The following is a 19,066-nucleotide window of genomic DNA, read 5'->3' as shown; positions in this document are numbered from 1 at the left end:
AGTGTTGCTCTCTTCTCAAGCGAATCCCAGCATGCCTACCTCCTTGCCGTCTTCCCTGATCGCCACCGCCCTGCTCGCCTCCGCCCAAGGCGCCGTCGCCGTCCCCATGAGCCTGGACGACTACCTGGCCCTGAACGGCCCCGCCCCCACGGCGCAGATCGCCTATGGCCCCGCGCCATCGCAATACGCGCAGCTGTTCCGGCCCGAAGGCACGGGACCGTTCCCCGTCGTCGTGCTCGTTCATGGCGGCTGCTGGACGGTGGCTTTCGGCGGCATCAAACAGATGCGCAACGTGGCCGGCGCCCTCGTGGCGCAAGGTATTGCCGTGTGGAATGTGGAATACCGGCGCGTGGACGAGCCGGGCGGCGGCTATCCGGGCACCTACGAAGACATGCACGCGGCCCTGGACAGCCTGCAGCAGCACGCGCCCCGGTACCAGCTCGACACGCGCCGCATCGTCGCCATGGGCCACTCGGCCGGCGGCCAGCTGGTGCAATGGATCGCAGGACGGGAAAAACTGCCAAAGACCAGCCCCCTGTACCGCGACACCTACTTGCCAGTAAAAAATATCCTCAGCCTGGGCGGCCTGGCCGACCTGCGCCACGAGAAAGACTTGATCAAGACCAGCTGCGAGCGCGACATCGAGCAACTGGCAGGCAGCGCCAGCACCGAGCGCCCCGACATCTACAGCGACACCAACGCCGCCGACCTGCTCCCCAACGGCAGCCGCACCGTGCTGGCCACGGGTGAACTCGACACCATCTCCCCACCCCGCGTCGCGCACGACTACGCGGCCAAGGCAATCAAAGCCGGCGACCATGCGGAAGTGCTGATCTTGCCGGGCGCCAGTCATTATGACGAGATTGCGGCGACGTCGAATGCCTGGGGGATGGTTTTGCCGGTGGTGCGGGATATGCTGGGGATCGGCGCGCAATGATGACAGTGTTGCCTGAAGCAGGCGACATAACAAAGGTAGTGCCTCTTGCTAAGCCGTTCTGTTTTCAGCGTCGAGAAGAATCTTCCAATCGCGGCGTTGTCCCAGAAGGTTCCGCGCCTGGTGATGACTTGGCGATCGTCTATCGAAGCAGTACTGGAGAATGCATTGATTGGCACATACGAAATAACAGACTTGCACTCGATAGGCATACCTGGAGTTGAAGTTGCAGGGAGAGAGTTTCACCTGCTCGACCTGCACGAGATGATTGGTATTGAAAGGAACATGACCTGTTTTATGTTTCGGCACAACAGCAAAGCTGAAACTGACTACGGACACATGGTCACCGGGGTTCTGTTCAACAAAGTTTACATGAACGAGCAAACAAACGAGCTTGCGAATAGTAACTCAGCTTATAACGATCTAGCGGTTCTACGGATAGACTGCCGAGATCCTGCGCTAACTGTTCAACAAAGAAAGACTTTAAAGTACAAGGGCGTCGCTATCAAAGACCTCTTTAAGATATCTTACGCAACCTTTAACCGCCAGCCGCTCCGTCACCCAACAGGCAAGAAGATTGTGCCGAACATTGTTTTAGTTGAAGCTGACTTTTCAAAGCTAGACGCACAGAAGCTACTAGTAAATTATCTGGTCATGAAACATAACGGCGGAACTGCATTGATCGATTATGAAAAAGAAGACCTAGTCGGAACAATGCTGGGGATGCGAAACAATACGATCGATAGCCGCATCCTTGAAACTTTTGGCTTTACTGTGAAGTCTGCAAGCGAGAACGTCAACATTCAACTTGCATCGTTAAACGCGAAAGCTGCACGAAATGCACTGACCAAGGAAGAGCTAGAAGCCAAAGCCAGCTACGAATTCGTTAAGCGAGTAGCGGCACTTGGCGCTGTATGCGCTGAGTTTGAGAGAGCGAGATTAGGAGACCGGTCATTGACGTTAGACAGTGATGCTGCGAAAAGGATACTTGCTAACGCCATCGGGTTTAACCCGTCCGTTATACTGCACGGGAAAAAGCAAGTCTTTTGGGATTTGCAATCCTACCTGCACATCGTAATGCGACACATAGATGCCTATCAGGTTGGTAATTTTAAGGGAAAGACTGTCCTTCCTTATGAGCTGACGGACCTTAAGGACCTAATCGAGAAAGTCTTAGATAGTATTCGCGAAGAGCTTGCTCTTCATTTCGCGACGAACTCGGGAGAGTTTGTCAGATCAGGGCGCATGGCAGTACTCTTCAACGGCGATTACTTCATCTTAAGGATCGATCCTAATGGACGCCTTAGCCAGTTCTACAGTCCTTAGTACTTATTACTTTCCATACGCGACCAAGAGTAGATTAGTCAGACTTGCACAGGTAACCCGAACCTAGGCGAGTTGGACCAATTCAATTTCCGGTTTGGGGCGCAAGCAGACGTTCCTCAACCGCGAACCGGCAACGAGAGCATGAACCCGCCCGCGCCTGGAACCAAGGCTCCCGGGCCCAGCGGGCCTGAAAAATGGCCAGGGCAAGGCGCGCGGGCGAAGACAGTACGCATGTACGGCGAGCCCAAGCAACGCAGCCATGGACATTTTCTCAGGCCCGCGGCTCTGGCCCGCCATTCAATACAAACTTACTGAACACGCGCCAGGTATTGTGCCAGCTGGGCGAAGGTAGCCTTGAATCCCTCCTTCATCGACTCATGCCCTTCCACAAAAGTCCGATGCTGCTCATCCGTCGCCTTGTGCGGCGTCGACCGCAATGTCATCGTCGTCTTGCCGTTTTCTTCCGTGAGGGTCATGACATTGAACGATTCCAGCGGCCAGGTCGCGCTGACCGGATGCTGCACGACATTACCCTGCTTGTCGGCGAACGACAAAATCGAAACTATGCGTTCAGGCGCTTCAATCGCCTGGTAGGTGAACTTGCCCCACATCTCGTAGCCATTGTCGGCGCGCATGCCGTAGTGGAAGACGCCGCCCGGCCGCAAGTCCAGCGCCAGCACGCTCAATTCGAAGCCGACAGGGCCCCACCATTGGGCCAGGCGTTCCGGCTCGACCCACGACTGGAACACCAGCTCGCGCGGCGCGTCGAAGGTTTGCGTGATGACAAAGTCGCTGCTGTCGCGGTGCTGGCCGTCCTGCTTCTGTTTTTCCGTCGTCATGCTGTCTCCTGATGGTGGTGGGCTGACTGTTAATGTAACAGCGGCTTAGACAAACGGGAAGGCCTGTACGCCTGCCAAACGGCCATGCTAGAATATTAGTTAGACACCTAACCATTAGACGACTCACCTTATGATTTCTATCGAAGAGCGCTTTTCCGCCGCGCTCCACAAGACGGCGCGCGGCTGGCGCCATGCGATCGACCGGCGCCTGAAAGACCTGGACCTGGGGCAAGCAAGCTGGATGTGCATTGCCATGATCGCCAAGTCGCCGCAGCCGCCGTCGCAAAGCGAGCTGGCCCATCAATTGGGCGTGGAAAACCCCACCATGGTGTCGATGCTGGACCGGCTCGTGAAATCGGGCTTCGTGCAGCGCCAGCCGTCGGCAACGGACCGCCGCGTGAAACTCGTCGTGCTGACCGAGGCGGGCCTGCAAGTGTATGACACCGTGCGCAAGGAAGCGGACGGCTTCCGCAAGGAACTGCTGCAGGGTATTGACCCCGATCAATTGCGGGCCGCCACCGAACTGCTCGAAGGCCTGCAGGCTGCCACGGAGAAGTTTGCGTGACTTCCGTTCCCGCTTCACAAGACCCCACGCTGAACCGGCGCATGATCACGATTTCGATCATGCTTGCCACCATCATCCAGGCGCTCGACGGCACCATCGCCAACGTCGCCCTGCCCCACATGCAGGGCAGCCTTTCCGCCTCGCAAGACCAGATCACCTGGGTACTGACCTCGTTCATCGTTGCCGCCGCCATTGCCACGCCCCTGACGGGCTGGCTGTGCGACCGTTTCGGCCAGAAAAACACCTTTCTCGTCTCCGTGGCCGGCTTCACGCTCGCCTCCGTGCTGTGCGGCCTGTCCGGCACCCTGTCCGAGATCGTCGCCGCCCGTTTGCTGCAGGGCGTGTTCGGCGCGGCGCTGGTGCCGCTGTCGCAGGCGGTCTTGCTCGATATCAATCCGCGCGAAAAGCACGGTTCGGCCATGGCCATCTGGGGCATGGGCGTGATGATCGGCCCCATCCTGGGACCGACACTGGGCGGCTGGCTGACGGACAGCTACAGCTGGCGCTGGGTCTTCTTCATCAACATCCCCATCGGCGCCATGGCTTTCTACGGCATCTGGCGCTACATCCGCAAGGATCCGCCCAACCGCCGCATGAACTTCGACATGTTCGGCTTTGCCACCTTGAGCCTGTCCATCGGCGCGCTGCAGATGCTGCTGGACCGGGGCGAGCAGAACGACTGGTTTTCTTCCACGGAAACGTGGATCGAAGCCATCGTGCTGGCCATGAGCTTGTGCTACTTCATCGCCCACACGGCCTTGCGTCCGGCCGGCAAGTCTTTCCTCGATTACCGCCTATTGAAAAACTCGAACTATGTGAGCGGCTTGCTGTTCATCTTCATCGTCGGCATGGTGCTGTTTGCTACCCGCGCGCTGACGCCGTCGATGCTGCAAGGCTTGATGCATTACCCGGCGGCCATTGCCGGCCTGGTGACGGCGCCCAGCGGCCTGGGCACGATGCTGGCCATGCTGATCGTCGGCAAACTCACGGGCAAGATCGATACGCGCATCCTGCTGGGCGTGGGTTTTTCGATCACCGCGTTTTCGCTGTGGCAGATGGCCAATTTCACCCTGGACCTGGTGCCGAAGACGGTCGTGTGGAACGGCATCATCCAGGGCATCGGCCTGGGCCTCGTCTTCGTGCCGCTGAGCGCGGCCACGTTCGCCACCCTGTCGCCGCAGATGCGGGCGGAAGGCACGGCGATTTACAGCCTGGTGCGCAACATCGGCAGCAGCATCGGCATCGCCCTCGTGCAAACCTTGTTGGTGCGCAATACGCAGATCGCCCATGCGTCCCTGACGGAACACATCAATATTGCCAACCCTGCCCTGCATGACCCCGGCATCGCCCAGGTGTTCGACCTGGGCACGAGCACGGGCATGGCGGCGCTGAATGGCGAAATCACGCGGCAGGCGTCGATGATCGCCTACCTCGACGACTTCTGGCTGATGATGTGGCTGACCATCCTCGTGCTGCCGCTCTTGCTCCTGATCAAACCACCAAAGAAGAATGCGCCCGTCGTCGTCGACCACGCGGCCATGGAATAACCCTCATGCACACACCGATGAAACTCTCCCTGCGCATATTGGCGCTCAGTCTATCCCTGGCCGGCTGCGCCAGCATGGCGCCCGACACGCAACAGTTGCCGCAGCAAGACCTGGCCACCGTGCAACTGGCGGCCGACATCCACCTGGCCAGCGAAGGCTGGCCCGCCGCCCAGTGGTGGCGCCAGTTCCAGGACGATCAGCTGGACCAGCTGATCGAACAGGCGCTGGCCGCCAGCCCGAACCTGGCGGTGGCGAATGCCCGCATCGGCTCGGCCCTGTCCGCGTTTGACGCACAGCATGCGGAGCGCGGCCCCAGGGTAGACCTGGGCGCGAACGCCAACCGCCAGCGCTATTCGGGCAATGGCCTGATGCCCGCCCCCATCGGCGGCAATTACTACAATGAAATCACGGTGGGCGTGCAAGCCCATTACGACCTCGACTGGTGGGGCAAGCACAAGGCCCAGATCGCCGCCAGCCTCGGTGAAGTCAATGCGCGGCGCGCCGAATACGCGATGGCGGAACAGATGCTGGCGGCCGAGATCGCCCGCCACTATTTCAGTATGCAAAACGGCTGGGCACGCATGGACAACCTGCATGCGCTGGTGCAACTGCAACAGCTGCTGGTGCTGGACAAGGAAAAACGCATCGCCAACGGCCTCGGCGTCAGCGACGACCATCTGTCCGCGCAAACGCGTTTGAGTCTGCTGCAACAGCAGATCGCCCTGCTGGAAACGCAGGTCGTCACGGAACGCGAAGCCTTGCGCGCCCTCGTCGGCGGCGACAGCTCGGCCTTGGCCAGCCTGCAGCCGAAACAGGCGCAGCCGCTGCCGCATGCGCTGCCCGGCAAGCTGGGCATGGAATTGCTGGCACGCCGGCCAGATTTGCAGGCGGCCCGCTGGCGGGTACAGGCGGCCATGAGCAAGATCGAGGCGGCGCAGGCGTCGTTCTACCCCGATATCGACCTGGGGGCCTCGTTCGGCCTCGATGCGATCAGGCTGGGCCAGCTGCTGCAATCGGGCAGCCGCACCCTGTTCATCGGCCCGGCCCTGTCGCTGCCCCTGTTCGACAGCGGCCGCCTGCAGGCCCAGCTTGCCGGCGCGCGCAGCGAACGCAACGAGCTGATCGCCGACTACAACCAGAACGTCTTCCATGTCGTGCGCGACGTGGCGCAGGCGGGCGCCAGGGTGCAAGGCGTGGAAAACCAGCTGCGGCTGCAGCAGGAAAACCTGCGCGCCAGCGAAGCCCAGCTGCGCAACGCGAATGCGCGGCTCAAGCAAGGTCTGGCCGACCGCGCCACCCAACTGAATGCGGAAATGACCGTGCGCGGCCAGGTGGACCTGGGCATGCAGCTGCAAAACCAGCGCCAGGACGCGGAAATCGGCCTGACCGTGGCCCTGGGCGGCGGCTACCGGGGCAGCAGCGATTTCGCCGCCACGACGACTAAACAATAACCATCGATTACGGAACACATCATGAGCAACGACACCACAGCCAGCAATGACAACCCCGGCAAGCGCAAGGCCGTCCTGATCGCCATCACGGCCGCCTTTGTCGTGGCGGGCGCGGCCTGGGCAGCTTATTATCAATTAGTGCTGGCCAGGGAAGAAGTCACGGACAACGCCTATGTGGGCGGCAACCTCGTCACCCTGTCCGCGCAAGTGACGGGCAATGTCGACGCCATCCGCGCCGACGAGACGCAGATGGTGAAGGCGGGCACCCCGCTGATCACGCTGAACGCCATCGATGCGGACCTGGCCCTGAGCCAGGCGCAGGCACGGCTGGGCAACGTCGTGCGCCAGGAGCGCGAACGCTATGCCAGCGTGGCGCAGTACGACGCCGTCATCGAGCAGCGCCGCCTGGCGCTGGCCACGGCGCAGGGCAACCTTTCTCGCCGCGCGCCGCTGGCGGCGGACCACACGATCTCGGGCGAAGACCTTGCCCATGCAAAACAGGCCGTCGATGACGCGAAAGCGGCCTTGATGGTGGCGCAGCGCCAGGCCGAATCCGCCAAATCGGGCGTGGCGGGCGTCAGCCTGGCCAGCCATCCGGCCGTGCTGTCGGCCCGGGGCGACGTGCTGCAGGCGTGGCTGGCCGTGCGCCGCAACGCAGTCGTCGCGCCCGTCTCGGGCTATGTCGCCAAGCGCAGCGTGCAGCTGGGCACGCACGTGACGCCGGGCACGCCGCTAATGTCCATCGTGCCGCTCGATCAATTATGGGTCGATGCGAACTTCAAGGAGTCCGAATTGCGCAATATCCGTGTCGGCCAGGCGGCCGCCATCGAAACGGATTTGTATGGCAGCAAGGTGGTCTACCACGGCAAGGTGCTGGGCATGTCGGCCGGCACGGGCAGCGCGTTTTCGCTGTTGCCGGCGCAAAACGCCACGGGCAACTGGATCAAGGTGGTGCAGCGCGTGCCCGTGCGCATCACCCTGGACCCGAAGGAACTGGCCGCCCACCCGCTGCGCATCGGCCTGTCGACGACGGTGACGGTCGACACCAGCCATGGCGAAGGGGCAACGCTGGACCAGCCGATGGCGGCATCGACCGTCTACACGACCGAGGCGCTGAGCCAGCCCGTGGACGAGGCGGAGAAGATGGCCGATGCGATTATTGCGCAAAACCTCGCACACTAGACCCAACTGCGACGACTGGGGTCGTACCCTGCAGGGTACGACCCCGGCATTTGCCATTCGGGTTTGATTATATTTACTTCGCCTTCCCCGCCGCGGCCACCTGGTCCAGTATATGCTTGGGCACGGCCGCATAATGCTTGAATTCCATCGTGTAGGTGGCGCGGCCCTGGGTCAGCGAACGCAAGGTTGTCGAGTAGCCGAACATTTCCGCCAGCGGCACCAGGGCCTTGACGATGCGCCCCGCGCCGCCCGGGATGTCGTCCACGCCCTGCACCATGCCGCGGCGGGCCGTCAAGTCGCCCATGACGTTGCCCATGAATTCTTCCGGCGTTTCCGCCTCCACCTGCATCATCGGTTCCAGCAGCACGGGATGGGCTTTGCGCATGCCGTCCTTGAAGGCGATGGAGCCGGCCATGCGAAACGCGTTTTCGTTCGAATCGACGTCGTGGTAGGAGCCGAACGTCAATGTCGCCTTGACGTCGACGACCGGGTAGCCGGCCAGCACGCCCGCCTTCAGGGTTTCGATGATGCCCTTGTCGACGGCCGGGATGAATTCGCGCGGCACGACGCCGCCCTTGATGGCGTCGACGAACTGGTAGCCCGTGCCCGGCTCCAGCGGTTCGAGTTTCAGCACCACGTGGCCGTACTGGCCCCGTCCGCCCGATTGCTTGACGAACTTGCCCTCGATATCGTCCACCGTGCGCGTGATGGTTTCACGGTACGCCACCTGCGGCTTGCCGACATTGGCTTCCACGCCGAATTCGCGCCGCATGCGGTCGACCAGAATTTCCAGGTGCAATTCTCCCATGCCCGACATGATGGTCTGGCCCGACTCCTCGTCCGTATGCACCCTGAACGACGGGTCTTCCTGCGCCAGGCGGTTCAGGGCGATGCCCATCTTTTCCTGGTCCGGCTTGGTCTTCGGTTCGACGGCCTGGGAAATCACGGGTTCCGGGAAGATCATCTTTTCCAGCACGATGATGTGGTCGATGGCGCACAGGGTGTCGCCCGTGGTGACGGCTTTCAGGCCCACGGCGGCGGCGATGTCGCCCGCATACACTTCCTTGATTTCCTTGCGCTCGTTCGCATGCATCTGCAGGATGCGCCCCAGCCGCTCGCGCGCGCTCTTGGTGGGGTTGTAGACCATGTCGCCCGAATTGACCACGCCCGAATACACGCGGAAGAAGGTCAATTGCCCCACGAACGGGTCCGTCATGATCTTGAAGGCCAGCGCGGAAAAATGCTCGTCGTCGGCCGGATGGCGCTCCACTTCCTTGTCGTGCTCGTCGTGGCCCATGATGGGCGGCACTTCCAGCGGCGACGGCAGGTATTCGATGACGGCGTCCAGCATCGCCTGCACGCCCTTGTTTTTAAAAGCGCTGCCGCACAGCATGGGCACGATCTCATTGCGGATGGTGCGCGCGCGCAAGGCCTGCTTGAGCTCCGCTTCCGTGAACGTGTCGCCATTCAGGTAGCGTTCCGTCATCTCCGTGCTGGCCTCGGCCGCGTGCTCGACCATATGCTCATGCCATTCCTGCGCCTGCGCCTGCAAGCTGGCGGGAATCTCGCCATAACTGAACTGCACGCCCTGGCTGGCGTCGTCCCAGGTGATGGCGCGCATTTTCAGCAGGTCGATCACGCCCGTGAAATGCTCTTCGGCGCCGATGGGCAGCTGGATGGGCACGGCCACGCCCTTCAGGCGCTCGGCAATCTGCTTGCGCACGCGCAGGAAATCCGCCCCCACCCGGTCCATCTTGTTGATGAAGGCGATGCGCGGCACATGGTATTTGTTGGCTTGCCGCCAGACGGTCTCGGACTGGGGCTGCACGCCGCCGACGGCGTCATAGACCATCACGGCGCCGTCGAGCACGCGCATCGAACGCTCCACCTCAATCGTGAAATCCACGTGGCCGGGCGTGTCGATGATGTTGATGCGGTGTTCGGGGAAGTTGCCCGCCATGCCCTTCCAGAAGGCCGTGGTGGCGGCCGAGGTGATGGTGATGCCCCGTTCCTGCTCCTGCTCCATCCAGTCCATGGTGGCGGCGCCATTGTGCACTTCGCCGATCTTGTGATTGACCCCCGTATAAAACAGGATGCGCTCGGTGGTGGTGGTCTTGCCGGCGTCGATATGGGCGCTGATGCCAATGTTGCGGTAGCGCTCGATAGGTGTTTTGCGGGTCATCACAATCTCCATGGCTAGCCCGGCACGCCAGTGTTTGCACCGGTTTTTCAGTGTAGCAGACATCGATTTTGGCGGTGGCGGGTAACCGGTTTTTACCATGCGCGCAACACTGACATTAACGCGCACGCGCGTTGCACAGGACAAATAAGAGTTTCGGCTATACTTTCAACTTTATTAATCCAACAAAGATTAATCAGGATCAAGACGCACGGTGATTTATCGTGCAAGGCGACGCCGCCGGCATGCTGCCCAGGTGCGCACCGAATGACATGCCCCACTCAGCCTATGACCATCCAACTAAGAAAAATAATCCTATCCTCCCTGCTGGCGTCGCCAGCGCTGGCCATGGCCGGCGAACTGGAACAGCAAATGCAGCGTTGCGCCGTGCTCGGTGACGCCAGCGCCCGCCTGGGCTGCTTCGACACCCTGGCCAAGGCGGCGGAAAAAGCCACCATCGCCGCTGGCGGCGACCCTGCCACGGCTGCCGTCACCCTGGCAGCGGCCGCCGAGGTCGCCCCCCTCACGTTTGTCAGCCCGCCGGGCGTGGCTACGCCGGACGCCGTCAACGCCGCCATTCCCGCCATCGCGCAGGCGGGCGCGGCGCCGCCGGAAGCACCGATTTCGCGCACCCAGCAATCGTGGGAACTGAACGATGCCTCGAAGCGCGGCCTGTTCAACTTCCGCCCTCACCGCGACACTTATTTGCTGCTGGCCAACTACAGCGACGCCTCGAACGATGAACCGTTCCAGGATTTCACGCCGGGCGGCATCAAGAGCCAGCATGTGGAACTGACCTTCCAGCTCAGCTTCAAGATGAAGCTGCTGGAAGACATCGCCGGCACGCCCATCGACATGTGGTTCGGCTATACGCAGCAAAGTTTCTGGCAGGCGTATAACCGCAAGGCATCAAGCCCCTTCCGCGAGACCAATTACCAGCCGGAACTGATGCTGATCTTGCCGATCAACAAGAATTTCGCGGGCCTGGAATTCAATTACCTGAACCTGGGCCTGGTGCACCAGTCGAATGGCCAGACCTCGACCCTGTCGCGCAGCTGGAACCGCGTGTATGCGGAACTGGGCGTGGAAAAAGACAACCTGGCGATCACGGGCCGCGTCTGGCACCGCCTCGACAATAGCGCGGTCGACAATGACAATATCGACATCACCGATTACATGGGCCATGGCGACTTGCGCGTAAGCTACCGCAACAAGGGCCATGAATACGCGGTGACGGCGCGCCGCAATTTCAGCAAGAAGCATGGTTCCATGCAGGCCAGCTGGGCTTTCCCATTGAAAGCCAACCTGAAAGGCTATCTGCAGCTGTTTTCCGGCTATGGCCAGAGCTTGATCGACTACAACTATTCGCAGAAATCGATCGGCGCCGGTTTCATGGTCGACCTGTAAGCGGCACGGCAAACAAAAATGGCGCCGAGGGCGCCATTTTTTATGGGAAATCCAGAAATCCAGTTCAGTGCCGTCCGCCGCCCAGCACGCGGGCCGGCAGCATGACGATGGCGCGCAGCAATTCGAACACGCCTTCCACGCCGATGCCGATCAAACGGAATGGCAGCAACAGCAGCCAGGCCAGCGGATACAGCACGAGCGCCAGCAAGGCCAGGGGCCAGCACACCAGCAAGAGCAGCAGCCACAGCACGAATCCCAGCATCGCGTTTCCCCTTAAATGAAATGTGCGGAGCAAGCCGTGCTTGCCCCGCTACCGTGACACCACTATAGTAACGCGCCGCCGGGGCGGCAACGGCCATGCGATGAACGGCACAATGCGGGGATGAACGGTGCAAAAACGGGAATGAACGGGGCTTACTGGCCGACGCAAATCACTTTCGTGACGTATTCATGCGCATTCGGCTTCTTGTTGGCGGCCCATTTGATGGCCTGGTTGGCCTCTTCGATGGTCAGGATGGAGGCCTTGTCCTTCGACTTGATGAAGGATACGCCTTCAAACACGCCTTCCTTGCTGCGCATTACCTTGGCAAACACGGGCGGTTTGGTCTCGCCGTCGCTGATTTTATTCTGTTGCACGAGGTAACGCTGATCGATCTGTTCCATGATAGTAAAACTGTCCAGTGGGTAAAAGACGGAATATACCCTGAATGGACAAACGCCGCAGGACGAAATCGCTGCGGCGTTGCCTTTACATTAATGATACTCAGGCGTAGACAGGGTTCTGCGTCACTGGTTGCAAGTTGACATCGTAGATCACCTGCGCGCGGATCGACGCTTCCAGCGAAGGGATCGAGCCGCCCGCGCGGTACTGGAAGCTCACCTGCAGCACGTCGCCCGCCTTCACGTCCACCGGCGTGGCCAGCGGCAAGCACATGTAATGGTTCAGCCAGTCGATGGTGGACGAGCGCTCGGGCACCACGGCCAGGATGTTTTTCGTGACGAAACGCAGGGCATTCAAGGTGCCGCTGCGCTCGACGACGAACTTGCCGTCGAAACCGAACACGCTGTCCGTCGGCTGGCTGAAGTCGATGATGCTGTAGACGGACGGCGGCGCCAGTTCCAGCACGCCCGGATGAATGGCCGTGGTTTCCTGGAATTGCACGATGGGCGCATAAAAGCCCTCGAAATCGTATTCCTGCTGCATCGGCTGCACGGCCATGATGACGGCTTCGGGCAGGAAGATGGGCAACGGGCCGCCGAAGCGTGCCAGGTAGCGGCGCTTGAACGATTCGATCACTTCCACCTGCTTTTCGCGCAGCATGCCCACATGGATCATTTCGCAGATGACCACATCGACGGGCTCGGGCGGCAGGTATTCGAAGGCGTCCGCATGGACGACTTCGACTTTTTCACCGTTGGGATTGAGCGCCAGCATCTTGCGCGCTTCCTTGACCATGTCCGGATTGAACTCCACGCACCAGACCTTGTCGGCGCGCGCGGCCGCAAACCACGACAGCACGCCCGTGCCGCCGCCCAGCTCCAGTACCTTCATGCCGGGTTTCACCGCATAATCGATCGCCGACTTGAACCCGTGCATGCGGTTCTGGTCCATCAACATATTGTGGTGGTAATGGACGGGGATAAATTGCCCCAGGTAACAACTCTCGATTTCTCGTTCATTCAGCATGTCTGTCCTCTTGGAGTCTGGCTCCGATGGCCGATCGGTTTTGTCATTCCAGAAAGCAGTGATATCGCACGGGCTGCGCGCGGGGCGGCGACAATACAGCCGGCGCCTGACGGTGGTGGAATGGCCCATGCGAAAAATCTCCTGATTAATGCGACACGATCATTATCGTTAATCGCCAGGGAGAACAAAGGGCTGAGGTGAGAGGCAATTCCATGCCAGTTTTGCCGCTGGCATGGAAAATATTAGTACAAAGATTACTTTCTGGCAGCGCGCGCCTTTTGCGCCGCTTCGATGATGGCAACCACGCCCGGCTTGTCGCCGGCCTGGGCAAACTGCACGGCCGTCCAGCCGTGGTCGCTCTTCAGGCTGGCGTCCGCGCCCCAGGACAGCAGCAGCTTGACGGCGCCCTCCTGCCCTTCGCGGGCGGCAAACATCAGCGGCGTGATATTGGCAGGCGCGCGCGCGTCGACCACGGCGTCGCGGTCGAGCAATATCTTCATGATGGGCAAGTCACCGGCCGAGGCCGCGTAGTGGAGCGCCGTCCAGCCGCTCTGGTTGACCTTGGCGCCCTTGGCCAGCAAGGCGTTCACCGCGTCCAGCTTGTGTTTATATGCGGCCATCATCAGCGCCGTATTGCCGTTGGCCGAACGCGCCTCGATGTCGATGCCGGGGGCGTCGAGCAGCAGCTTGAATACCTTGTCCGCATCGTCGCGCAAGGCCAGCACGAGCGGTATGTCGCCCCGCTGCGCGTCCGGCTGGTTCGGATTCATGCCGTCAGCCAGCATGCTGCGCACGCCGCTGTCGTTGTTGACGGAGACGGCGCGGAAGAAGGTGTCCGGTTCCGGCGCCGCCTGGCTGGCGGCCGCCCAGCACAGCAGCATCGCCGCAGCGAGTTTTTTCATCATGGTCAACCTTAAAAAGTTATGGCAACTGATTGAATAACTTGAAGAAATTATCCGTCGTCTGCTGCGCCACCTGGGCCAAAGGAATGCCTTTCAGGGTCGACAGGTACTCGGCCACGTGGGCCACATAGCCGGGTTCGTTCATGCGGCCGCGGAACGGCACGGGCGCCAGGTACGGCGAATCCGTCTCGATGAGGATGCGCTCGAGCGGCACTTCCAGGGCTACGGCCTGCAAATCCTTGGCGCTCTTGAACGTGACGATGCCGGAAAACGAAATATAGAAACCCATGTCGATGGCGGCGCGCGCCACTTCCAGCGATTCCGTAAAGCAATGCATGACGCCGGCCACGCCGCCGTCGGCCACGCCCGCGCCCTCTTCGCGCATGATGCGTATCGTGTCTTCGCTGGCCGCCCGTGTGTGGATAATCAAGGGTTTACGGGTGATTCTTGAAGCTTTGATATGCGTGCGGAAACGCTCGCGCTGCCATTCCAGGTCGCCCGTCAGGCGGAAATAGTCGAGGCCAGTCTCGCCGATGGCGATGATCTTCGGGTGGTCGGCCAGCCGGACCAGGTCTTCCACGGACGGTTCAGGCGTGTCTTCGTAATCGGGGTGCACGCCGACGGAAGCAAAGATGTGCGGATACTGTTCGGCCAGGGCCAGCACCTGCGGGAAGTCCGGCAGGTCGACGGACACGCACAAGGCATGGGTCACCTTGTTCTCGGCCATCTTGGCGAGAATCTCGGGCATGCGAGCAGCCAGCTCGGGGAAATTGATATGGCAATGGGAATCGATATACATAAGGCGGGATTGTACCGGAGGGAGCGGAATCTGGCAGGGAGAAGGCGCAAATCCGCCCTGCCGCCGACTGCGCCCCCCATCCCTCAGGCAAATTCCTCGAAGGGCAGCGGAACCGGGGAAACGAGGAATGACACGCCGTCCCGCTCCTGCTTGACGTGCCAGATGACGATGCCTTGCGTGGAGGCGCGCATGGACAGGGGAAACACGAACGGCGGCAGCCACAGCAGCTCGACCTCGCCATCGCCCTGCCAGCCCAGCGCGTAAAAATGACGGCTGGCCTCTTCGATGTAAGGCAAGGCTTGCTCGCGCGTTCCCAGCACGGCTTCCGGCGCCAGCGCAAACTGGCGGCAATCGATGTGCTCGTAGCCATACGCATGGAAGGCGCGCATCTTTTCCGGTGCATAATCAATGGCTTTGCTCGGGTAGTTCATGTATTTTCTTTCATGCTCGTGTGCGCTCCTGCCAGCGCGTGCGCCGCCTACTGCCCCTGCGGCGGCTGCCACAGCTCCACCTTGTTGCCCTCGGGATCGATGACCCAGCCGAACTGGCCATACTCGGAGTCGGGCGCCTTGTCCAGCACGTTGCAACCCTCGTCGCGCAGGGCTTGCAGCAGCGCGTCAAGGTCGTCGACGCGGTAGTTGATCATGAAGGACGCCTTGCCGGGCGCGAATTGTTCGTTGTCATTGGCCGCGACGGACCAGATGGTGGTGCCGCCAGTGGGTTTGCCGTCGGCATCCGTCCAGCTGAAGGCGGCGCCGCCCCAAGGCTGCACGTCCAGACCCAGGTGGCGCTGATACCAGGCGCGCAGGGCCGCCGGGTCTTGCGCGTGGAAAAAGATGCCGCCGATGCCAGTGACTCGTTTCATGCACGCCTCCGTTGCTGTCCAATTCCTTGACTGTAACACCGGGCTCGGGAGGTGGCAATCAGACATGGACGGTAGGCAAAACCGTTATCAAGATGTATAGTTGCTTGCCGACGCGCAGCCATGGGGCGGCGTGCGGATACCTGGAGTGTTGCATGTTGAAAGTTGCCCGTCCCCTGATACTGACACTGCTGGCCTGTCTGGCGCAGACGGCGCATGCCCAGGACAAGCGCGACCTGCCCAAGCCTGCCGCCGATGCGGGCCTGTGCCAGCCCGTCTGCGCCTCGGCGCGCCAGGATTGCCGCGCGCAGGCGCAAGGCGCGACGGAAAACGATAGCAGCCCCATCTTGTCGATGAAGCCCAGCAGCAATCCCTACGTCGCGGCCGGCAGGAATGTCGACGCGCAAGCGGAGCAGCTGCGCCCCACCGAAGCCCAGGCCTTCCGCGCCCGGCGCGCCGAACGCCAGCAGGCGTGCGAAGTGCAGTACCGCAGCTGCACGCGCGCCTGCGGCTAAGTTCCCAGCGCGCCAAGAACCAGACAATCCGGATTAACTTGGCGATGCAAGTGCTTGATTTTATTGGCAGCTTGATGCGTAGTCGAGCAGCATGTCTTCCAGGAACAGCTTGGGCGACAAGGGGTGCTCGGCAATCGCGCGGCGCTCGTTCGCGGCCTTGATGGCGGCCATCAGGCGGCTGACGTTGATGCGGCCGGCCAGCGCTTCCAGTTCGCGCCGGTGGCGCGGGTAGTAGCGGATGGTGCCGGACAGCTTGACGGAAAACACGTCGTACAGCCAGCGCTGCAGGGACGCCACCAGCGGCGCCAGCGGCGCCTTCTGCAATTTGTCGGCCGCCTTCAGGGCCGCTTCCACGCCCGGATTGGCCAACACTTGCAGCAACTGTTCCGTTTCCTCGCGGCCACCCGATTCGGACTGGGCCAGCGCGGCCAGCGGCGCGCCGCCCTGCTCGCGCAGCCAGCTGTCCGCATCGTTCAAGCCTTGAGCCTTGAGCCAGGTCAAGGCTTGCTCGTGGCTGGGCATGGGCAAGGCAAATTTCCTGCAGCGCGACAGGATCGTCGGCAGCAAACGGTCCAGGCTGTTCGATGCCAGCAGGAACAAGGTGCCCGGCGGCGGCTCTTCCAGGGTTTTCAGCAAGGCATTCGACGCGGGCGTGTTGAGCGCCTCGGCCGGGTACAGCACCACCACGCGCAAGCCTTGCCGGTGCGTGGAAATGTTCATGAAGTCGGCCAGGTTTCGGATCTGCTCGATCTTGATGTCTTTCGACGGCGTCTTGCTCTTGGCGCTTTTCTTCGCGCCCTCGCCCTCTTCGCCGTCGTCGGCCACCTCGTCTTCCAGCGCTTCCGGCCGCACGCGGCGGTAGTCGGGATGGTTGCCCTGGCTAAACCAGCCGCACGAGGCGCAGGCGCCGCAGGCATGGCCGTCGGCGCGCACGTCTTCGCACAGCAAGGCTTGCGCGAAATGCTCGATGAAGTCGGCCTTGCCGATGCCTTGCGCGCCATGGAACAAAATGGCGTGCGGCATGCGCGGGCGCAAGGCTTGCAATTGCTGCCACGCGTCCTGTTGCCACGGATAGAGAGAACTGGTCATATTATTCTTTGTCAATCAACGTGTTGCAACACTTTGTTCAAGCAGTACATCAAGCAGTTGGGCGAGCTGTACCTGGATGTCGGCAATGCTTTGCGTGGAATCTATGATGCGGAAACGTTCGGGGAACTGCGCTGCGCGGCGCAGGTATTCGTTGCGCGTGGCGGCAAAGAAGTCCGATCGCTCCTGCTCGAACTTGTCGAGTTCGCGCGTGGAGTCCAGGCGGGCACGGGCAACCTCCAGGGGCACGTCGAACAGGAACGTCAGGTCCGGCTGCAGGTGCGGATGCACCCACGCCTCCAGCGCTTCCATCTTGCGCAAGTCCATGCCGCGGCCGCCGCCCTGGTAGGCGAAGCTGGCATCCGTAAAGCGGTCGGAAATGACCCACTCGCCCCGCTCCAGGGCGGGGGCGATGACTTGCGCGATGTGTTCGCGGCGGCTGGCGAACATCAGCAGGGCTTCCGTTTCCAGGTGCATCTTTTCATGCAGCAGCAGTTCGCGCAGCTTTTCACCCAGGCTGGTGCCGCCCGGTTCGCGCGACGATACGAGGCTTACGCCCCGCTGTTGCAGGTAGTCGGTCACAAAGCCGATATGCGTCGACTTGCCCGCGCCATCGATGCCTTCGAAGGTGATGAAGCGCGGTTGATAGTGTTGTGTCATGAAACTCTTGATCTGATAATGATATTAGCGCTGGTACTGGTTCACGGCGCGGTTATGGTCGGGCAGGTTGGCCGAAAACTGGCTGGTGCCGTCGCCGCGCGCGACGAAATACAGCGCCTGCGTGCGCGCCGGGGCCAGCGCCGCCGTCAGCGATTGCGCGCCAGCCAGGGCGATCGGCGTGGGCGGCAAGCCGCCGCGCGTGTAGGTATTGTACGGGGTGTCCGCTTCCAGGTCGCGTTTGCGGATCTTGCCCTGGTAGTTGTCGCCCATGCCATAGATCACGGTGGGGTCCGTCTGCAGCAGCATGCCCGTCTTGAGGCGGTTGACGAACACGCCGGCGATCATGGCCCGCTCGGACTTTTGCCCCGTCTCCTTTTCCACGATGGACGCCATGATCAGCGCCTCGTACGGGTTTTTATATGGCAAGGCCGGATCGCGCTTGTCCCACGCTTCGGACAGGCGGCCGATCATGGCCGCGTGCGCCTGCCTGAAAATCTGCATTTCGCTGGCGCCCTTGGCGAACAGATAGGTGTCCGGGAAGAACAAGCCTTCCGGCAGCACGTATTCCGGGCTGATCTTCGCCATCAGTTCCTTGTCGGACAAGCCCACGGTGTCGTGCTTGAGGCCGGGATGGCTGGCCATGGCCATGCGCATCTGCCTGAAGGTCCAGCCTTCGATGATGGTCAAGGACTCTTGCGCGAACTCGCCGCGGGCCAGCTGCGTGATCAGCCGTTGCGGCGTCGTGCCCGGCTTCAGCTCGTAGGAACCGGCCTTGATCTTCGAGGTCTTGCCTTCGATGCGCGCCAGCATGTTGAACAGGATGGGCACGATGGGCACGCCCGCGTCCGCGATCTGCTGGCCGGCCGCATGGGCGCCGCTGCCGGGCGCGATCGTAAACGGGATCGCTTCGCCTTCCGTGGTGATGGGCTGCTGCGCCCAGTACACAAAAGTACCACCGACGCCGATGGCGGCGATGACCGAGCTGACTACAAGTTTTTTAAAGAAAGCCATTGTTCCGATTCTTGTGATGCGGACGCTGATGGCCAACGTCCGCTTGTTATGATCGTTCATTTGTGAAGCAAGTGCGCGGAAAGCGGCGCCAACACTGGCAATCTTGCCGCTGCC

20 protein-coding genes are annotated in these 19,066 nt (G+C 61.4%); 8 read left to right on the top strand and 12 right to left on the bottom strand.

Annotated features, from left to right (window positions below; genetic code table 11):
- Window positions 1-31: 31 nt before the first annotated feature.
- The gene (locus tag IGS61_RS01085) at window positions 32-937 is read left to right on the top strand and encodes an alpha/beta hydrolase (protein ID WP_230537632.1); all 906 of its coding nucleotides are present in this window, start codon (window positions 32-34) and stop codon (window positions 935-937) included.
- 45 nt (window positions 938-982) lie between these two features.
- Entirely contained in the window at window positions 983-2,260 is a 1,278-nt protein-coding gene (locus IGS61_RS01080; protein WP_230537631.1) for a hypothetical protein, read from the top strand.
- 308 nt (window positions 2,261-2,568) lie between these two features.
- On the opposite strand, the gene IGS61_RS01075 is transcribed toward IGS61_RS01080, so the two are convergent.
- On the bottom strand, window positions 2,569-3,099 hold the full coding sequence (locus IGS61_RS01075; RefSeq protein WP_230537630.1) for an SRPBCC family protein: 531 nt from the start codon (window positions 3,097-3,099) through the stop codon (window positions 2,569-2,571).
- Window positions 3,100-3,229: 130 nt separating this feature from the next.
- Here IGS61_RS01075 and IGS61_RS01070 point away from each other — a divergent pair, with 130 nt between their 5' ends.
- From IGS61_RS01070 to IGS61_RS01055, 4 genes are read left to right on the top strand one after another with little or no spacing between them, the layout of a single operon-like run.
- On the top strand, window positions 3,230-3,664 hold the full coding sequence (locus IGS61_RS01070; RefSeq protein ID WP_230537629.1) for a MarR family winged helix-turn-helix transcriptional regulator: 435 nt from the start codon (window positions 3,230-3,232) through the stop codon (window positions 3,662-3,664).
- 41 nt (window positions 3,665-3,705) lie between these two features.
- Window positions 3,706-5,211, top strand: coding sequence for a DHA2 family efflux MFS transporter permease subunit (locus tag IGS61_RS01065; protein ID WP_230538348.1), 1,506 nt, complete (start codon window positions 3,706-3,708; stop codon window positions 5,209-5,211).
- A 5-nt stretch (window positions 5,212-5,216) separates the two neighbouring features.
- Entirely contained in the window at window positions 5,217-6,662 is a 1,446-nt protein-coding gene (locus IGS61_RS01060) for an efflux transporter outer membrane subunit (protein ID WP_230537628.1), read from the top strand.
- A gap of 21 nt (window positions 6,663-6,683) precedes the next feature.
- Window positions 6,684-7,844 (top strand): HlyD family secretion protein, encoded by a 1,161-nt coding sequence (locus IGS61_RS01055; RefSeq protein WP_230537627.1) that lies wholly within the window; start codon window positions 6,684-6,686, stop codon window positions 7,842-7,844.
- 73 nt (window positions 7,845-7,917) lie between these two features.
- On the opposite strand, the gene fusA is transcribed toward IGS61_RS01055, so the two are convergent.
- Window positions 7,918-10,026: an elongation factor G gene (gene fusA, locus IGS61_RS01050; protein ID WP_230537626.1), complete on the bottom strand. Its 2,109-nt coding sequence runs from the start codon at window positions 10,024-10,026 to the stop codon at window positions 7,918-7,920.
- Window positions 10,027-10,371: 345 nt separating this feature from the next.
- Between fusA and IGS61_RS01045 the strand changes: the two genes are divergently transcribed.
- The gene (locus IGS61_RS01045; protein ID WP_230537625.1) at window positions 10,372-11,430 is read left to right on the top strand and encodes a phospholipase A; all 1,059 of its coding nucleotides are present in this window, start codon (window positions 10,372-10,374) and stop codon (window positions 11,428-11,430) included.
- Between the two features lie 64 nt (window positions 11,431-11,494).
- Here IGS61_RS01045 and IGS61_RS01040 read toward each other — a convergent pair whose 3' ends face one another.
- The 7 genes from IGS61_RS01040 to IGS61_RS01010 form a co-directional block, all read right to left on the bottom strand.
- The gene (locus tag IGS61_RS01040; protein ID WP_070218341.1) at window positions 11,495-11,692 is read right to left on the bottom strand and encodes a hypothetical protein; all 198 of its coding nucleotides are present in this window, start codon (window positions 11,690-11,692) and stop codon (window positions 11,495-11,497) included.
- Between the two features lie 152 nt (window positions 11,693-11,844).
- Complete coding sequence (locus IGS61_RS01035; RefSeq protein ID WP_230537624.1) at window positions 11,845-12,093, bottom strand: hypothetical protein; 249 nt, start codon at window positions 12,091-12,093, stop codon at window positions 11,845-11,847.
- Window positions 12,094-12,193: 100 nt separating this feature from the next.
- The gene (locus IGS61_RS01030; RefSeq protein WP_230537623.1) at window positions 12,194-13,117 is read right to left on the bottom strand and encodes a methyltransferase domain-containing protein; all 924 of its coding nucleotides are present in this window, start codon (window positions 13,115-13,117) and stop codon (window positions 12,194-12,196) included.
- Between the two features lie 254 nt (window positions 13,118-13,371).
- A complete protein-coding gene (locus IGS61_RS01025; protein ID WP_230537622.1) occupies window positions 13,372-14,022 on the bottom strand; it encodes an ankyrin repeat domain-containing protein in 651 nt (216 codons plus the stop codon).
- A 16-nt stretch (window positions 14,023-14,038) separates the two neighbouring features.
- Window positions 14,039-14,818, bottom strand: a complete 780-nt coding sequence (locus tag IGS61_RS01020; protein ID WP_046682742.1) for a TatD family hydrolase — start codon at window positions 14,816-14,818, stop codon at window positions 14,039-14,041.
- Between the two features lie 83 nt (window positions 14,819-14,901).
- The gene (locus tag IGS61_RS01015) at window positions 14,902-15,249 is read right to left on the bottom strand and encodes a hypothetical protein (RefSeq protein WP_230537621.1); all 348 of its coding nucleotides are present in this window, start codon (window positions 15,247-15,249) and stop codon (window positions 14,902-14,904) included.
- A 47-nt stretch (window positions 15,250-15,296) separates the two neighbouring features.
- Window positions 15,297-15,683 carry a VOC family protein gene (locus tag IGS61_RS01010; protein WP_230537620.1) on the bottom strand — a complete coding sequence of 129 codons (387 nt, stop codon included), beginning with the start codon at window positions 15,681-15,683 and terminating at the stop codon, window positions 15,297-15,299.
- Between the two features lie 152 nt (window positions 15,684-15,835).
- On the opposite strand from IGS61_RS01010, the gene IGS61_RS01005 reads away from it, so the two are divergent.
- Window positions 15,836-16,195 carry a hypothetical protein gene (locus IGS61_RS01005; RefSeq protein ID WP_230537619.1) on the top strand — a complete coding sequence of 120 codons (360 nt, stop codon included), beginning with the start codon at window positions 15,836-15,838 and terminating at the stop codon, window positions 16,193-16,195.
- A 60-nt stretch (window positions 16,196-16,255) separates the two neighbouring features.
- Here IGS61_RS01005 and IGS61_RS01000 read toward each other — a convergent pair whose 3' ends face one another.
- From IGS61_RS01000 to mltG, 3 genes are read right to left on the bottom strand one after another with little or no spacing between them, the layout of a single operon-like run.
- Window positions 16,256-17,284, bottom strand: coding sequence for a DNA polymerase III subunit delta' (locus IGS61_RS01000; protein WP_230537618.1), 1,029 nt, complete (start codon window positions 17,282-17,284; stop codon window positions 16,256-16,258).
- A 15-nt stretch (window positions 17,285-17,299) separates the two neighbouring features.
- Window positions 17,300-17,941: a dTMP kinase gene (gene tmk / locus IGS61_RS00995; RefSeq protein ID WP_230537617.1), complete on the bottom strand. Its 642-nt coding sequence runs from the start codon at window positions 17,939-17,941 to the stop codon at window positions 17,300-17,302.
- Between the two features lie 24 nt (window positions 17,942-17,965).
- A complete protein-coding gene (mltG, locus tag IGS61_RS00990; protein ID WP_230537616.1) occupies window positions 17,966-18,952 on the bottom strand; it encodes an endolytic transglycosylase MltG in 987 nt (328 codons plus the stop codon).
- Window positions 18,953-19,066: the final 114 nt, after the last annotated feature.

The sequence above is a fragment of the Janthinobacterium sp. FW305-129 genome (genome assembly GCF_020858115.1).
GTDB lineage: Bacteria > Pseudomonadota > Gammaproteobacteria > Burkholderiales > Burkholderiaceae_D > Janthinobacterium.
This window is presented reverse-complemented; position numbering and strand designations above follow the sequence as displayed.

Coding starts and splice junctions, on each gene's coding strand:
- IGS61_RS01085 (WP_230537632.1), top strand. CDS start 32: ATGCCTACCTCCTTGCCGTCTTCCCTGATCGCCACCGCCCTGCTCGCC.
- IGS61_RS01075 (WP_230537630.1), bottom strand. CDS start 3,099: ATGACGACGGAAAAACAGAAGCAGGACGGCCAGCACCGCGACAGCAGC.
- IGS61_RS01070 (WP_230537629.1), top strand. CDS start 3,230: ATGATTTCTATCGAAGAGCGCTTTTCCGCCGCGCTCCACAAGACGGCG.
- IGS61_RS01065 (WP_230538348.1), top strand. CDS start 3,706: ATGATCACGATTTCGATCATGCTTGCCACCATCATCCAGGCGCTCGAC.
- IGS61_RS01060 (WP_230537628.1), top strand. CDS start 5,217: ATGCACACACCGATGAAACTCTCCCTGCGCATATTGGCGCTCAGTCTA.
- IGS61_RS01055 (WP_230537627.1), top strand. CDS start 6,684: ATGAGCAACGACACCACAGCCAGCAATGACAACCCCGGCAAGCGCAAG.
- fusA (WP_230537626.1), bottom strand. CDS start 10,026: ATGACCCGCAAAACACCTATCGAGCGCTACCGCAACATTGGCATCAGC.
- IGS61_RS01045 (WP_230537625.1), top strand. CDS start 10,372: ATGGCCGGCGAACTGGAACAGCAAATGCAGCGTTGCGCCGTGCTCGGT.
- IGS61_RS01040 (WP_070218341.1), bottom strand. CDS start 11,692: ATGCTGGGATTCGTGCTGTGGCTGCTGCTCTTGCTGGTGTGCTGGCCC.
- IGS61_RS01035 (WP_230537624.1), bottom strand. CDS start 12,093: ATGGAACAGATCGATCAGCGTTACCTCGTGCAACAGAATAAAATCAGC.
- IGS61_RS01030 (WP_230537623.1), bottom strand. CDS start 13,117: ATGCTGAATGAACGAGAAATCGAGAGTTGTTACCTGGGGCAATTTATC.
- IGS61_RS01025 (WP_230537622.1), bottom strand. CDS start 14,022: ATGATGAAAAAACTCGCTGCGGCGATGCTGCTGTGCTGGGCGGCCGCC.
- IGS61_RS01020 (WP_046682742.1), bottom strand. CDS start 14,818: ATGTATATCGATTCCCATTGCCATATCAATTTCCCCGAGCTGGCTGCT.
- IGS61_RS01015 (WP_230537621.1), bottom strand. CDS start 15,249: ATGAACTACCCGAGCAAAGCCATTGATTATGCACCGGAAAAGATGCGC.
- IGS61_RS01010 (WP_230537620.1), bottom strand. CDS start 15,683: ATGAAACGAGTCACTGGCATCGGCGGCATCTTTTTCCACGCGCAAGAC.
- IGS61_RS01005 (WP_230537619.1), top strand. CDS start 15,836: ATGTTGAAAGTTGCCCGTCCCCTGATACTGACACTGCTGGCCTGTCTG.
- IGS61_RS01000 (WP_230537618.1), bottom strand. CDS start 17,284: ATGACCAGTTCTCTCTATCCGTGGCAACAGGACGCGTGGCAGCAATTG.
- tmk (WP_230537617.1), bottom strand. CDS start 17,941: ATGACACAACACTATCAACCGCGCTTCATCACCTTCGAAGGCATCGAT.
- mltG (WP_230537616.1), bottom strand. CDS start 18,952: ATGGCTTTCTTTAAAAAACTTGTAGTCAGCTCGGTCATCGCCGCCATC.